Source organism: Spirosoma knui, assembly GCF_054780635.1.
Genome location: NZ_BAAGVY010000002.1, coordinates 88901 through 104635, shown reverse-complemented (window position 1 = coordinate 104635; position 15735 = coordinate 88901). Strand labels below are relative to the sequence as shown.

Below are 15735 nucleotides of genomic sequence, written 5' to 3'. Positions count from 1 at the left end.
CTTCTGGCTCAAATAAATATAGAGCCAACCTCTCTCCCCAGCAAATACTTTTCGGTACGCACTAACTGACCACCGCCTACGATGAAGCATCGGCTTTGTCGTAGGCGGTGGTCTTTTTCTGTAATCGTCCTGCTATTACAAGCGATTCAATTTACCAAATGCGTAAACTAATAGGTTACCAACGTTCATTTTCTGCTCAGGTATTCTTTCTATCAATTGGGGTAACGTTTCAGACGGTTCACCGCTGTATCGAATTTTTAAGCAGGACAGGCACAATAGGTTTGCCCCTGCTTTTATTCCCCGAAAAGCATCCATCACATAAACTACCCGTAGGGGAGCGGGCGAATTTTTATGAAACAACCAATTTTATGGGTTCTGGTCTGGTTACTGACCACGTATCGCAGCCTGGCTGCACCACCCGGCACGACCGATCGTATTCGGGTCGATCAGTTCGGGTATTTACAAAACTCCCGCAAAGTCGCGGTGATTGTTAGTCCGCAGGTTGGCTCCGATGCAGGTCAGCCGTTCAACGCCAGTACTGGTGCGAACCAGTATCAGGTACGCCGATGGTCCGACGATGCCGTTGTGTTTACCGGCACCCTGCAAACCTGGGGTAACGGTGTTACGCAGGCGTCATCGGGCGACAAGGGCTGGTGGTTTGACTTCTCTACGGTCAACGCCCCTGGTTCGTACTACGTCTTCGACGTGGGAAATAACGTCGGCTCGTACCGCTTCGACATCGGTGACAATGTGTATAATGAGGTGTTGAAGGCTGCCGTACGCACGTATTTCTACCAGCGTATCAACTTCGCCAAACAGCCCCCGTTTACCGATGCGAAGTGGGCCGATGCAGCCACGCACGAAGGTACCGGGCAGGACCGGCAAGCTACCAGCCGCTACGCCAAGGGTGACATGAGTACCGCCAAAGATCTGCACGGCGGCTGGATGGATGCCGGCGACATGAACAAGTACGTGACCTTTGCCGAGGAGCCGGTGGTTCTACTGCTGGAATCGTATCGGCTCAACCCGTCGGTATTCAGCGATAATTTCAACATTCCTGAATCGGGCAACGGCATACCGGATATTCTGGACGAGGTAAAATGGGAGCTTGACTTCATGCGCCGGATGCAGGACGCGACGGGCACGGGTGGTTTGCTGCTGAAAGTGGGCGTTGACAATTACAACGAAACCAACCCGCCCAGCGCCGACACTCGGCCACGGCACTACCTGCCCGAATGTACGTCGTCTACCCTGTCGGGCGCGGCTATGTTTGCCGCAGCGGGGGCCGTCTACAAAACCATTCCGGCTCTGAACGCCTACGCGCAGGACATGATCGCCCGCGCCGAGCAGGCCTTCGCCCGCGCCAGAACGACGACCAGCAATTTTACTGCGTTCCAGACGAGCTGCGACGACGGTAACATTAAGTCGGGGGATGCCGACAAGCCCGCCGATATTCAGCGGCAGTCGGCGGTGGTCGCAGCTATTTATCTGTTCGAAGCGACCGGCAAGGCGGAATACAAGGCATTTGTGGATGCGCAGTACAACCAGATTCAGCCGATTGCCAACGAGTGGTGGGGCCCCTACCTGATGCACGTTCACACGGCACTATTGCGATATGCCGCTAACCCGGCCGCTACCCCGTCGGTCGCGTCGCGCATCCGGAGTCTGAAAAGCCAGCAGAACAGTGTGCTGTCGATCAACGACTACAACGCCAAAACCGACCTCTATCGGGCACACATGGCCGATGCGCAGTACCACTGGGGCAGCAACCAGGTGCGCGGCAACGCGGGCGTAGCCAACATGGACTTCGTAGATTTCAACGTAAACACGGGCAACAAAGCGCTGTACCGCGAAGTAGCCGAGCAGTATCTTCACTGGTTCCACGGGGTGAACGCGCAGGGGAAGGTGATGCTGTCGAACATGTATGCCTACGGGGCCGAGAACGCGCAGAACGAGATTTACCACACCTGGTTTGCCGATGGTACTGCCTGGGACAACGCCCTGACCTCGCCCAAAGGCCCCGCGCCGGGTTACCTGACGGGTGGTCCTAACAACATGGATCAGTACGACGGCACGCAGGGGTATATCCGTAACGAACCGCTTCAGAAACGATACAAGGACTGGAACACTGGTTTCCCCGAAAACTCGTGGATTTTTACGGAGGTCGCCATCTACAACCAGGCCCCGTATATCAGTCTGCTGAGTCGCCTGATGACGCCTACCTCGGACCCAACCGATACCGAAGCGCCGACAGCACCGGTTAACCTGGTCGCTTCTAGTGTGTCGCCGTACTCGGTGAAGCTGGCGTGGACGGGCTCGACCGACAACCGGGCGGTAACGGCCTACGAGGTGTACCAGAACGGCACCAAAATCGCCGAAACGCCCCAGACGTTTATTACCATCGAAACGCTGTCGCCCAGCAACAGCTATGAGTTCACGATCCGGGCCATCGACTTCTCGGCCAATCGCTCGAACCCCAGCAACGCAGTGACAGTGAACACGCCCGCCCCCAGCCCGAATGATTACATCATCTACGGCGACGCGCTGCGCAGTACGTTCTCGAACTGGTCGTGGAACAGCACCCAGAATTTTGCCAATACCAGTCCCGTTAAAATGGGAGAGCGGTCAATACGGGTGGACCCAACGGTCGCCTGGGGAGCCCTGAGCCTGCGGAACAGCGAGGTGCTGAACACGGCTAATTACCCCGGTGGTCTGCAATTCTGGTTCTACGGTTCTGACAAGCCGGTACGGGTCACGATGAGTCAGATAGACACCGGTCCAACGACGGATTTCTACCGCATCACGGCCGAACCGAACACCTGGACGCTTGTCCGGATTCCGTGGAGCGAATGGGGTAACCCAGCGCAAGTTCAGCGCATTTCGTTCACTGATGGATCGGGTGGCCCGCAAACCTTCTACCTCGACGATGTTCGTCTGGTAGCGGGTGATGCCACCACCGACACGCAACCGCCGACGACCCCGACCAACCTCTCGACCAGCAACGTAACGGCTACCAGCCTGCGGCTGAACTGGACGGCTTCGAGCGATAACATCGGCGTAACGGCTTATGAAGTTCTACAGGGCAATACGGTAATAAATAGCACCGTATCGGGTACGTCGCTGGATGTTACAGGCCTGACCTGCAACAGCTCGTACAATTTCACCGTGCGAGCCAAAGATGCCGCTGGTAACGTATCGCCCAATAGCAACACGGTGTACGTCATGAGCGCCCCCTGCACGGACAACCAGGCGCCCAGCGTTCCTACCAATCTGGCCAGCAGCAACGTAACGGCCACTGGTTTCACGTTGAGTTGGACAGCAGCTACGGATAACGTCGGCGTGACGGGTTACGAAGTATATCAGAACGGCACGCTGCTGAACAGCAACGTAACGGGTACGTCGCTGAACGTAACGGGCCTGACCTGCAACACCGCCTATACGTATACAGTACTGGCGAAAGACGGGGCTGGCCATAAATCAGCCCAGAGCAGCGCACTCAGCGTAACGACCTCCGTCTGCGCCGACAGCCAGGCACCGAGTGTTCTGACCGCATTAGCCGCCAGCAACGTAACGGCTTCCGGTGCAACGCTGACCTGGACTGCTTCAACCGATAACGTGGGTGTAACCGCCTATGAGGTGTATCGGAACGGCACGCTGCTGAATGGCAACGTAACGGGCACATCACTGAACGTAACGGATCTGGTTTGCGGTACGGTGTACACCTTCACCGTGCTGGCGAAAGACGCGACGGGCAACAAGTCAGCCCAGAGCGCCCCGGTGAACGTAACGACATCGGCCTGTCCGCCTTCGGGAAGCGATATGATTTACGACGAAGCGTTGAACGCAAACTGGAAAGAGTGGGGCTGGTCGGTAACCACTAACTATGCCGCAACGAACCCGGTGAAAGTCGGACAAAAATCGCTGTCCATCCAGTATACCGACGGTTGGGGCGGCTGGGCCATTACACGCAACAGCCACTTTATCACAACGCCACAAACGACCGTTCGCTTCTGGATTTACGCCACGACCAACAAGACCATCGGCGTTTGCACCAGCTCGGAAAACGAGAGTGGGGTAAGCCCGTACGTGTCGTTCCAGCCTACGCCAAACACCTGGCAGGAAGTAGTTGTGACGATGCCGCAGCTCGGTAACCCGGCGAAGATCAAGCGCCTGACGATTCAGTCGCAAGGGTCGGGCGCAAACCTGATTTACGTCGATAACGTCCGCTTTGAAGGCTCGTTTAACGTAACCGTCAGCAACGTAGCGACTACGGGTCTGCGGCTGAACTGGACGACTCCGGCGGTCGACAACGTCGCCAGCTATGCCGTGTACCAGAATGGCACTTTGCTCAACGGCAGCGTATCGGGTACGTCGCTGGACGTATCGGGGCTGACTTGTGGCACGGGGTACAGCTTTGTCGTGCGCGCCAACAACGCCCAGGGTACTGAACTGGTGACGAGCGTTCCGGTGAGCGCGACCACTACGTTCTGCCCCAATTCCTCGACCGTCGAGATGATTTACGACGAAGGGTTCAACCCCGGCTGGGACGACTGGTCGTGGGGTCTTGTGACCAACTACGCCAATACCAACCCGGTGAAGGCAGGTCAGAAATCAGCCGCGCTGACCTTCGACGGTTGGGGTGCCTGGTCTATTTTCCGCAAGACAGCCCTGCCCGTTACGGCACAATCGACCGTACGGTTCTGGTTGTATGCGACGACCAACAAAACGCTGACGGTAACGACCTACGGCGAAAACGATAGTCAGGCCGGTACGACCGTAACGCTGACGCCCACGCCGAATGTGTGGCAGGAAGTGACGCTAACGATGCCGCAACTGGGCAACCCGACGCGCATCAAACGCATCGTGTTGAACATGCCAACTTTCGGGCCAAATCCAGTCTATCTCGACAACGTCCGCATCGAAACACCCAACGGCGCAGCGCGTGCTGCAGCTGCCGTAGCGGAGTTTCCGGCCGAAGGCCGCATGACCGTCAGCCCGAACCCGGCGGATGGCCCGGTACGAGTGCAGGTATTGACGAACGAATCACAAACTGGTACGTTATCGGTACTGAATTTACACGGCGCAGCGGTTACGACTCAGGCCGCATCGGCACAGCCCGGCCGCAACGAGTTTACGCTCGATTTGAGCGGTCAGCCATCGGGCACGTATCTGGTGCAGTGGCAAACGGCTACGAAACGACTCGTGCAACGGCTCGTACTGGTCAAGTAACGTCCTCTGTTTGTGAGTTAACCTGAATTACACAGGTGGTTCACATCTGGCAAGCCCTTCTGTTTTGCGGTTCATACTCGCGGAGCAGGAGGGCTCTGCGTTGACGTCAGATTGAAACGGACTTAACAAGGTCTAGTTCGGTAAACATCACAAAGGCGTTCATCCGACTGGAGTTTAGCTCAGCCGGATGAACGCCTTTGTCTAATTAGGTGTGTATCCTGATCTATTGATCAGGTCTTTACTATTTCAGGTCACGCGGGAATAAGCCGGTAGACATCATGAACCATTTCGGCATTGTCGGTACTAACCTGTAAATCGGTTAACAAGCCCGTTTTGAGGTCATAGACCAGACCATGAAGCTGAAGCGACTTCCTATTATGCCAGGCATTCTGAACGATTGTGGTGGCGCTCAGCCGGTGTACCTGCTCCGCTACGTTCAACTCCACGAACCGATTGAGTCGCTGCTGATCGTCGTCAATCGCAGTCAGTTCGTCCTGATGCAGGCGATACACATCTTTAATGCTACGCAGCCAGTTGTCGATCAATCCCACCGGCTGGTTACCCATAGCGGCCGCTACGCCCCCGCAGCCATAATGGCCACAAACAATAACGTGCTGAACGCCTAATACGTTGACCGCATACTCCAGAACACTCAGCATACTCAGGTCGGTATGAACGACCATGTTGGCAATGTTCCGATGCACGAACAGATCGCCCGGTTCAGTTCCGGTTACCAGATTGGCGGGCACCCGACTATCCGCGCAGCCAATCCACAAAAACTTGGGCTTCTGACCCGCTGCGAGTTCAGAAAAAAAGGCAGGTACTTGGCCATTTTTTTCTTCAACCCATTTCTTATTGTTAACAAATATCGCCTGATACGAATCAATCACTGGGGTTAGTAAGGTTTAAGGACGTTAATATGTAGCAAGTTGAATGGGTTTAAAGCCGAACAGGGGCTGACACGTGTGAAGTCATTGACTCGCAGGCATCCTCCCCTTGTTCGTACGGAACCACCAGAAACAAGAATCTTGTAAGAATTGCGAAGGTCCGGTCGGAACCTTCGTTTAGTTACCTTCTGCAGTCGGCTGACCCGGTGTCTGATCAGTACCCTCCGAAGCTGGCGGAGTGGTCGACTTGGGCAAACTTACCCGCTGCATTTTATAATTCCGCAGCGTTACGTCCTGCTCCGGAGTATGGTTTACCTCGATGCCACCCGTCGGCACGGCATTGGGCACCTGGCGTTTATAGTTGGCTACTTGGCCCTGGCTATAACCCGGCGCGCGAACCGCTACGCCTTTTTGGTTTTCCCACTGACGGGCAGTAGCAGCTTTGTTAGGATGCTTGTAATTGTGCGTCGAGTACGTACGGTCGTTCCTCAATTTCTGATCGTCCTGGGCCGAAGCAGTCAGGACAGAAAGGCTTACAAAGGCTAAAACTAACAGGTATGTTTTCATAGGTATCGTATCGTTTTCAAGGTCAATCAACCCGAAATGAGCTGATCTGCACTCACTTGCTGATTGACATTACAAAGGTCGGATACCGGGGTTAAGCTCGTGTTAGAGCAACATTAGAACGGGATTAGAAATGATAAAGGAGCCCCCGAAAAGCCAGATTTACCCACTGGTAAACGAAGGATAAATGCTTGTCTGACGGGAATTACAAACAAAAGACTAACCGTCAATCAGCGATTCATCATTCACGTAACATAGAGTCAAAAAACGCAACCCGGCAATTGGTGCGTCAGCGGGGTAAGGTAACCGTAAACGTAGTACCAGCCTCAACCGAAGACTCGGCCCGGATTTCTCCCTGATGCAGTCGAACGATACGTTCCGTCAGCGAAAGACCGATGCCATGTCCGGGGTGCCCATCCGCATTGCGCCCCCGCTGAAACGGCATAAAAATCGTTGACAACTGATCGGCGGCAATCGTAGGGCCGGTGTTCTGCACAGTCAGTTGCAGCGTGCGTTTCTGACCGGACAGATGCACCGTAACGGTATGATCGGGCGAGAACTTACCGCCGTTTTCCAGCAGGTTAAACAGAGCGGTACGTAACAAGGCTTCGCTGCCGGTAATTTGCCAGTTCGCGTTCGGTCCCGCCGGCTGGGCGATTGTCAGATGAACCGTGTAGGTCGGCTGTAAGCGCTCAAGCTCGGCCTTGATCTGTCGAAGTAGGCTATCTGTTTGAACTGGCCCCATCGGTACGGCGGATGAATCCATGCTGGCGCTGGCCAGGGCCAGTAACCCGTTGGCCATCCGATTCAGGCCCCGTACATCATCCAGTACGGAACGAAGGGTGGCCCTAAGCTCTTCGGGTTCATCGTCGGCCAGCAGCGACACTTCCAGTTGGCCCGTAATGGCCGTTAGTGGGGTACGTAGCTCGTGGGAAGCATGCGAGACGAACGAGCGCTGTAGGCGAAACGCTTCTTCCAGCCGATTCAGCATCTGATTGAACCGCCCGGCCAGTTGGGTAAACTCATCGGCCTTCGCGCCCTCGGGTAAGCGCAGCGACAGATTTGAGGCCGTAATGGTGTCGATCTGCTGGTTAATCTGATTGATGGGCTGCAGCGTTCGTCCCGCAAAAAAACGACCGGCCGCCAGGATTAGCCCCGTCATCAGCAGCCAGCCAATGCCCAGGAGTTGCGCCAGATTCAACCGGGTCCGAACGCCATACGTATCAACTCCCGACGCAATAATCACGAACGGCTCGCCGGTTTCGGCAAACAGAACACCTAAAATCTCGCGGTTTGCCTCCCGCCAGTACAGCTCACCCTGCCGCCGAATGCGGTGTAAGGTTTCGGGGGTAATGGTCTGGTAGTCAGTGCCACTTTCGTACACTAGCCTGTTTTTTGAATTGTAAATAATAATTTCCTCCTGCGGCAATACCGTCAGTTGATTCTTGTCCAGCAGCTTGTAGAGCGTCGGCCCAATCCGTTCCTCACCGATCAGCAGGTGCCCTGCCGTCAACGCTTCGGAGCGCAGCCGGTTCTGAAATTGCCGGGTCAGGTATTGCTTGGCGACCAGAAACAGGAGCAGACAGAACAAGGCCAGCAGCACCGAAACGAGGGCCGTAAACAACAGGGTCAGGCGACTGCGAAGGCTCATTTTTCTTTCAGTACGTAGCCCATGCCAATCAGCGTATGAATGAGCTTGACGGGTGAATCTTTGTCAATTTTAGCGCGCAGGTAACTGACGTACACGTCAATAACGTTGGTGCCCGTATCGAAGCCAATATCCCAGACCTGTTCGGCGATGTCTACCCTAGAAACAACCCGTCCGGCGTTACGCATCAGGTATTCGAGCAGAGCGAACTCACGGGCCGTCAGCTCAATGGTCTGCCCCCGCCGACGGGCAACGCGCTCATGCAGATCAAGTTCCAGATCAGACACGCGCAGCATCCTGTCAGGTTCCTCCCCATTTCCCGACCGACGGAGCAGGGCTTTTACGCGGGCCAGCAGTTCCAGAAAATCAAAGGGTTTTACCAGGTAATCGTCGGCTCCGGCCTCAAATCCGAGCAGTTTATCGGCCGTCGTGCCCAGCGCAGTTAGCATCAGAATGGGTACGTGAGGATTCTGACGGCGGATGTATTGAGCCAGGTCAAGTCCGCTCACATCCGGCAGGTTCACATCCAGAATGATCAGATCATACGGCGTAGCGTCGAGAAACTGTTTGGCCTCCTCCCCTGTCAGGGCAAGCGCTACCGAGTACGCCTGGGTTTGTAATCCTTTCTTGATAAACGTTGCCACTTTGGGCTCATCTTCCACCAGAAGCAGGTTTGCGTTGGAACCAGTCGTCATACAGTTACACGTGGGTCATCCCGAAACAGTCTTTGCCAATTCCGGATACCCTCAAAAATAGGCTGAAAGGGCCTGATCACCACGTATCGACGGCTATTTAATGCAGATCTGGCGTCATTTATTTGGTTGAGTCGGACGAACAGTCTTCATCTGAATAATATCGACCAGAAACGCAAAGGCCATCGAAAAATAGATGTAGCCTTTGGGAATTTCAAAGTGCAGTCCTTCGGCCACCAGCGACATGCCGATAATTAGCAAAAAACACAAAGCCAGAATCTTGAACGAAGGGTGCTGACTGATAAAGGAAGCAATTGGCTTAGACGCCAGCAGCATGATGCCTACCGTAACGATGACGGCGGTGTACATAACCCAAAGCTCATCGACCATCCCGACGGCGGTGATAATGGAATCGATTGAGAACACCATATCCAGTACCAACACCTGAATCAGCAAGTCGCGAAATGTAGACTTAGTCGTGTCCGGCGCGTTAGCTTCGTCGCCAATCTCCGCTTTATGATAAATTTCAGCAGTGCTTTTATAGATTAAGAACAAGCCTCCCGCTATCAGAATCAGGCCCTTACCGCTAATCGCAATATTGAACACCGTAAACAGCGTTTGGTCAAGTTTCATGATCCAGGCAATCAGTGCCAGAAGCCCAAGCCGCATGACCATGGCCAGACCAATACCCCAGTAGCGCAACTTGTCCCGCTGGTCAACGGGTAGCTTATCGGCCAGAATCGAGATAAAAATAATGTTATCAATGCCCAGAATTATCTCCAGCACAATCAGCGTTAACAAGGGTACCAGGTTATCGGCAAATTCCATTTGTCATTGATCGGTTTAGTCAGGACTTGATAATAACCGATAGTCCCTGCCAGTCTAACCAGCATCAGGCGCGGTGTGTTTAAGAACGGGATCAACGTACCACCACCATTGCGGCCCAATTACATACGGATTGAGACCTCTCTCCAGGCGCGAAACGCCACGGCGTGGCGGTTGTATATGGCTTCTTCGGCGCTACTAGTCCAGGTGGTCCGGTCGCTGTCATTTCCCGGATTTTTCTATATTTGCCGTATGAGGATGGCACCCATGTTATAAATTTTCCTCTCCGATGTCGCTCTGACAGTCAGCCTTTTCGAAGGCCCGTTTTCCTATTGTCTTTACGTAAGGTTACCAGTTGATGTTAGTACGTGATCCGTCGCGATAACGTACCCTTGTGTGGCCTGTATAGACAATTCGTTTTCTTTTCCAAAAGCAGTTTGAGCTGATAAGCCGTGGCTCCAGCCGGCCAAAGCGACACACTTAAAACAGCTTCTAAACTTTGTTTTCTATGCAGGAAGATTTGACCCATGACCAAATCGAACAATTCATACGTAGTGGCTTTGTTCGCATCGATAACGCTTTTTCGTCCGAAGAGGCTCTGGCAGTACGTACCCTGCTTTGGCGTGATATACCAGGCGTACCAGACGATCCCAGTACGTGGACACAGCCCGTAGTATGGCTTGGCATGTACACACAGGACCCTTTTATCCAGGTAGCCAATACGCCGGAGTTGCACTGGGCCTTCGATCAGTTGGTCGGGCCGGGAGAATGGCTGCCGTTACGTAGCATGGGGACGTTCCCGGTTCGTTTTCCGTCGACGGAAGATTCCGGCGATGCGGGCTGGCATGTCGATGCTGGTTTTCCGGGTGACGACCCAGCCGACTTATTTAGTTGGCGTATCAATGTTCGGTCGAAAAGTAGGGCCCTGCTGATGCTGTTTTTGTTTTCGGACATCAGCGAACAGGATGCACCCACCCGCCTTCGGATCGGCTCCCATCTGGATGTTGCCGCTCTCCTGAAAACCGCGGGCGAAGAAGGACTTTCATTTATGGAACTAGCCGCTAAGCTGGACGACTTACCGGCACGTAACGTAACGCTAGCCACCGGCAAAGCGGGCACGGTCTATCTGTGTCACCCGTTTCTGGTTCATGCCGCGCAAGCGCATCTAGGCACCGAACCCCGGTTCTTAGCCCAGCCCCCCCTCCTGCTCCGGAATGAGTTGACTATTGCGGATAAAGCGACTGACTACACACCGGTAGAAGCGGCCATCCGGTTAGGAATACGGAGTTAGCGGGTTTAATACGAGTTTTGAAGAAAATACTAACGCCTAGCCCTGTAACGACGGGGCTAGGCGTTAGCAATCGTATCGTTTACGCTCAGTAAAAGCGCCTAAGGCTGCCCACCGCCACCAGCGGCTCCATACACTTGCCCTGTGGCGTAACTACCATCGTTAGCGGCTAACTGAACATAGATTGAAGCCAGCTCAACGGGTTGCCCGGGACGGCCCAGGGGCGTGTCGCCACCGAAGTTCTTCAGTTTCTCCGCCGTAGCCCCTCCGCTCGGTTGTAGAGGTGTCCAGATTGGCCCCGGCGCTACACCGTTCACCCGAATTCCTTTCGGACCGAGCTGTTTGGCGAGCGACTTCACGAAGTTCATATTAGCGGCTTTCGTCTGTGCGTAGTCAAACAAATTGGCTGAGGGGTCGTAGGCCTGCTCGGAGGTCGTACTAATGATCGCTGAGCCAGGTGGCATGTGCGGCAGAGCGGCTTTGGTAACCCAGAAGGGCGCGTAGATGTTGGTCTTCATCGTTGCGTCAAAATCCTCCGACGTAAGGTCCATAAGAGACTCGCGTTGCTGCTGCCGGGCTGCATTATTGACCAGAATGTCCAGCCCTCCCAGTCCTTTCACCGCTTCATCAACCAGTCGCTTACAGAACGCTTCGTCGCGGAGATCGCCGGGAATCGCAATCGCCTTCCGGCCTTCTTTCTTGATCAGGTCAATGACCTCTTTAGCATCGGGCTCCTCAGCGGGCAAGTAGTTGATCGCTACGTCGGCTCCTTCGCGGGCGTAGGCAATAGCCGCGGCCCGGCCCATACCCGAATCACCACCGGTAATCAAGGCTTTACGGCCCTGCAACCGGCCCGACCCTTTGTAACTGGTCTCCCCATGATCGGGACGCGGGTTCATTTTGCTCGCCAGACCCGGCCAGGGTTGCATGGGCGTATTAAACGGCGGCTTAGGAAACTTCTTGGTTGGGTCGACAAGCGGTGCCGGGGCTGACGCGTTTGGGTTCGGCACCGCCGTTTCCGAACCGGCAAATACCGGAGGAGCCAATACGGTAGCTGCTAAGCCGCTACCAATGCCGCCAATGACCTGGCGTCTGTTGAGTTGGTTCTCATTCATCATAGTTGTATTCTGTCGTTGAGTATACGTTTGTCGAGAAGTATTCTACTTTCTCTATAAATATACGACTAACTACGTGTTACAGACTATGGTTAGATTTGTCTGAATATTTAATTTGGAAGCCTCTACCTGCGGCATTGGGGTCCTCCGCTACGTGCCGCAGCGAGTGAGCCCAAGAGCCATCCCTTGCAGGATAAAGAGGGTAGGGCAAGCCACTGATTACAGTTCTCTACATCATCACCTAAAACAGGTATATTGCACTAGTACAGCTTCTCGAGTTGTATTGACGCAATAAAGTTTCGTCTATTTGCGAGTTAGCAGTAATTTTTTACAGCATCCATAATGATAGTAAAATGAAAATACAGACTCTAATAACGATTTGCTTTTGTTGGACACAAATAGCTTTATCACAGACAGTCGAAAATAAACTGGTTGTCATTGACAATGTAAAAGTTTCTTACAGAGCATTTAGGCTTGACACAAGGAAAGTCAATGAACCAATTATTGTATTTGAAAACGGCATTGGTGGCGGTGGGTTTAACCAAATTTATCAATATCTGCCTACTAATGCCGCTTGTATTGAATATGACCGAAATGGCTTAGGGCAATCTGAAATAGACACTACTATTAAGAACGATAATCAGGTAGTTGAAAGACTTCACAAGTTATTAACAACCTTAAATATCAAAGCCCCATATTTGTTAGTGGGACATTCTATTGGTGGACCTTTTATTAGACTGTTTGCTTCAAAATATCCAAACGAAGTAAGTGGTCTTGTTTTTATTGACCCAACCGATTATATGTTAACAAAAAAAGAGGACGAGTATGCCAAAAAAGTATCTAAAAGTTTGACAGGGTATAGAGACATTTGGACAATAAATTTAAAAACAATGGCAAATGATACATCTATTCCAATTGGCATTAGGAATGAAGTTAAAAGAGAGCTTTATGCAAGTACTCCAACTTTTTTTAAGGAATATCAACAATTAGTATCACTTAAAGACATACCGATCACTGTAATTATTTCTTATGCCAAGCCTGTTGAGCCATATGAAATTGAAATGAACAAGAAATTGAAATTAGGTATCAACATAATTCCATGGTGGAAAGAATATGATAATTTTCGCATTCAGCATTACACAGACTTAATTAGAAATAATCATAACAGCAAAATAGTTTTATTACCCAATTATAGTCACGGCATACACTACCAAGATCCTGAACTTGTAGGAAATGCTATTGTTGAAACATACAAATATTGCATTGAAAAAACTGACAAATAAAGCTACCGCTAACAGGCGGTTTGGCAATATAGCAGGGGGACGAATATATGCTCAACTTTTTATTCGCTAATCGGGTTCAGTTCCAGCCGACGTAATACTAATCGGCAGCAAAATTAACAATGAACGTTTGTAACTTTATTCAGGGGCGGTTATCGGCAGACGTTTTTTTAATACCGCCACATCGCCAAGCCGTGGCCGTTAGTATCAATGGCAGAGCGGTCCTAACCGGCAGGCATACAACTAACCAACTGACATAGAAGAAAGCCGACTACACTAAAGATTTGAAACCGAAGCCTACCTACCCCTCAAATAACAACACAACTTAAGTTTTGACTACAACAAAAGGCGTTTTGATTACACCTGTTTTCTGAATGTTGAGGAATTTTGCCTCAGCAAAAAATAAGAAAATGGAATTTAAAGACAAAACCTATTTAGTGACGGGTGGCACATCGGGCGTTGGAAAAGCCATTGCAACAGGCATAGCAAAGACAGGTGCAAATGTTGTAATCGTTAGTCGTAATGATTCAAACGGACAGCAAACCGTAAAAGAAATTTCGGAAAATTCAGCCAACAAAAATGTTTCTTTTCTCACAGCCGATTTAAGTTTACTGAAATCAGTTGAACAACTAAGTACACAATTTAAGCAACAACACAACCAACTGCATGGCTTGGTAAATGCGGCAGGTGCGTGGTATTTCAAAAAAGAAATTACAAGCGAAGGAATTGACAAATCACTTGCCATAAATTACCTAGGCCATTTTGCGCTTACAAACAGTTTACTTGGTTTATTAAAAACAACTGATGAAGCTCGAATTGTAACGGTTGCTGGTGCACCCCGTTTTTTGAAAAAGCCAAAAATTGATTTGAGTAATTTACAGCTCACAAAATCATATAGCGGGCTGAAAGCAATTAGTCTGGCAATGTTCGCAAGGATTTTCTTCGGCTTTGAGTTAGCCGACAGATTGCAAAGCACTTCGGCAAGCTCTATGCTTTTTCACCCCGGCTTCGTAAAATCAAACCTCGGAAAGTCTACTGCCCCTTTGTGGCTCAAACTAATGTTTTCATTCTCATCTGACGTTAGAAATGCACCCGAAACCTGCGAAAGCGGTGTATATGTTGCAACAAAGGAAAATGCAAAACTCACTAACGGAAAATTCTTTGACGAGAAAAATAACATCGTTGAACTTCGGGATAATTTTGATCAATCAATAGGTAGAGAATTATGGTTATTAAGCGAGCAACTCGTATTAAAAAACTAACTTTTTGTTATGACAATTACAAAACCTATTCGAATAGAAACAATCAGCGAATTCCACAAGTTAAGAGGTTTGCCTAAGCCAGAACATCCGCTTGTCAGCGTTGTAAATATGGATGACATAACTATTCTGCCAAGTGCAAACGAACTAAGTGTCATTTTTGGTTTTTATTTTATCTCGATGAAACGGGTGCTTAACGCAACGTATAAATACGGACAAAATGATTATGATTTTAGTGAAGGGACGCTGTTTTTCATGTCACCTAACCAGATTTTAGGTATTAACGTAGAAGCATATACCGAAAGACCATTAGGTTGGGTACTGCTTATACACCCCGATTTTCTTTGGAACACATCGCTTTTAAAGAACATTAAAAAATACGAATATTTTGACTATTCCGTAAACGAAGCCTTGTTTTTATCGGAAAAAGAAGAAATAATACTCGGCAATATTGTTGAAAATATAAAACAAGAATATCGTTCAAACATTGATAAATTTAGCAAACAAATCATCATCACACACCTTGAAAACTTATTGAGTTATGCTGAACGCTTTTACAATCGACAGTTTATCACAAGAGAAAAGACTAATACTCAGTTATTGAACCGCTTAGACAAATTATTGACAGATTATTTTAATAATGAAGAGTTGACAACGAAGGGTCTGCCGACAGTTCAATACATTTCAGAAGCACTAAACATTTCACCCAATTATTTACGCGGCTTACTCAACGTACTGACAGGACAAAACACACAGCAACACATTCACAACAAGTTGATAGAAAAAGCTAAAGAAAAACTATCCACGACAGAATTTTCTATAAGCGAAATCGCTTACGGACTTGGCTTTGAACATTCGCAATCGTTTAGCAAATTGTTTAAGACGAAGACCAAACAATCACCTTTGGAATTTAGGCAATCATTCAACTAGCCGAAGTCCGTAAGCGCA

The 15735-nt window shown here is 50.7% G+C and carries 11 protein-coding genes; 5 read left to right on the top strand and 6 right to left on the bottom strand.

What is annotated here, in order from left to right; genetic code table 11:
* The first annotated feature begins 351 nt into the window (after positions 1-351).
* Positions 352-5229 (top strand): glycoside hydrolase family 9 protein, encoded by a 4878-nt coding sequence (locus ACYVIY_RS05220; protein ID WP_460975239.1) that lies wholly within the window; start codon positions 352-354, stop codon positions 5227-5229.
* 251 nt (positions 5230-5480) lie between these two features.
* On the opposite strand, the gene ACYVIY_RS05215 is transcribed toward ACYVIY_RS05220, so the two are convergent.
* The 5 genes from ACYVIY_RS05215 to ACYVIY_RS05195 form a co-directional block, all read right to left on the bottom strand.
* Positions 5481-6119 (bottom strand): carbonic anhydrase, encoded by a 639-nt coding sequence (locus tag ACYVIY_RS05215; RefSeq protein ID WP_460975238.1) that lies wholly within the window; start codon positions 6117-6119, stop codon positions 5481-5483.
* A 174-nt stretch (positions 6120-6293) separates the two neighbouring features.
* Positions 6294-6683 (bottom strand): hypothetical protein, encoded by a 390-nt coding sequence (locus ACYVIY_RS05210; RefSeq protein WP_460975237.1) that lies wholly within the window; start codon positions 6681-6683, stop codon positions 6294-6296.
* Between the two features lie 286 nt (positions 6684-6969).
* Positions 6970-8331 (bottom strand): HAMP domain-containing sensor histidine kinase, encoded by a 1362-nt coding sequence (locus ACYVIY_RS05205; RefSeq protein ID WP_460975236.1) that lies wholly within the window; start codon positions 8329-8331, stop codon positions 6970-6972.
* A complete protein-coding gene (locus ACYVIY_RS05200; RefSeq protein ID WP_460975235.1) occupies positions 8328-9023 on the bottom strand; it encodes a response regulator transcription factor in 696 nt (231 codons plus the stop codon). Before ACYVIY_RS05200 ends, ACYVIY_RS05205 begins: the two co-directional genes overlap by 4 nt.
* 114 nt (positions 9024-9137) lie before the next feature.
* Positions 9138-9848 (bottom strand): TerC family protein, encoded by a 711-nt coding sequence (locus ACYVIY_RS05195; protein WP_460975234.1) that lies wholly within the window; start codon positions 9846-9848, stop codon positions 9138-9140.
* A 505-nt stretch (positions 9849-10353) separates the two neighbouring features.
* On the opposite strand from ACYVIY_RS05195, the gene ACYVIY_RS05190 reads away from it, so the two are divergent.
* On the top strand, positions 10354-11136 hold the full coding sequence (locus ACYVIY_RS05190; RefSeq protein WP_460975233.1) for a phytanoyl-CoA dioxygenase family protein: 783 nt from the start codon (positions 10354-10356) through the stop codon (positions 11134-11136).
* A gap of 98 nt (positions 11137-11234) precedes the next feature.
* On the opposite strand, the gene ACYVIY_RS05185 is transcribed toward ACYVIY_RS05190, so the two are convergent.
* Complete coding sequence (locus tag ACYVIY_RS05185) at positions 11235-12251, bottom strand: SDR family oxidoreductase (RefSeq protein WP_460975232.1); 1017 nt, start codon at positions 12249-12251, stop codon at positions 11235-11237.
* 350 nt (positions 12252-12601) lie between these two features.
* On the opposite strand from ACYVIY_RS05185, the gene ACYVIY_RS05180 reads away from it, so the two are divergent.
* From ACYVIY_RS05180 to ACYVIY_RS05170, 3 genes are all read left to right on the top strand, one after another.
* Positions 12602-13531, top strand: a complete 930-nt coding sequence (locus tag ACYVIY_RS05180) for an alpha/beta hydrolase (protein ID WP_460975231.1) — start codon at positions 12602-12604, stop codon at positions 13529-13531.
* Positions 13532-13938: 407 nt separating this feature from the next.
* Positions 13939-14790: an SDR family NAD(P)-dependent oxidoreductase gene (locus ACYVIY_RS05175; RefSeq protein ID WP_460975230.1), complete on the top strand. Its 852-nt coding sequence runs from the start codon at positions 13939-13941 to the stop codon at positions 14788-14790.
* 9 nt (positions 14791-14799) lie between these two features.
* Positions 14800-15717, top strand: coding sequence for a helix-turn-helix domain-containing protein (locus tag ACYVIY_RS05170; RefSeq protein WP_460975229.1), 918 nt, complete (start codon positions 14800-14802; stop codon positions 15715-15717).
* Positions 15718-15735 lie beyond the last annotated feature (18 nt).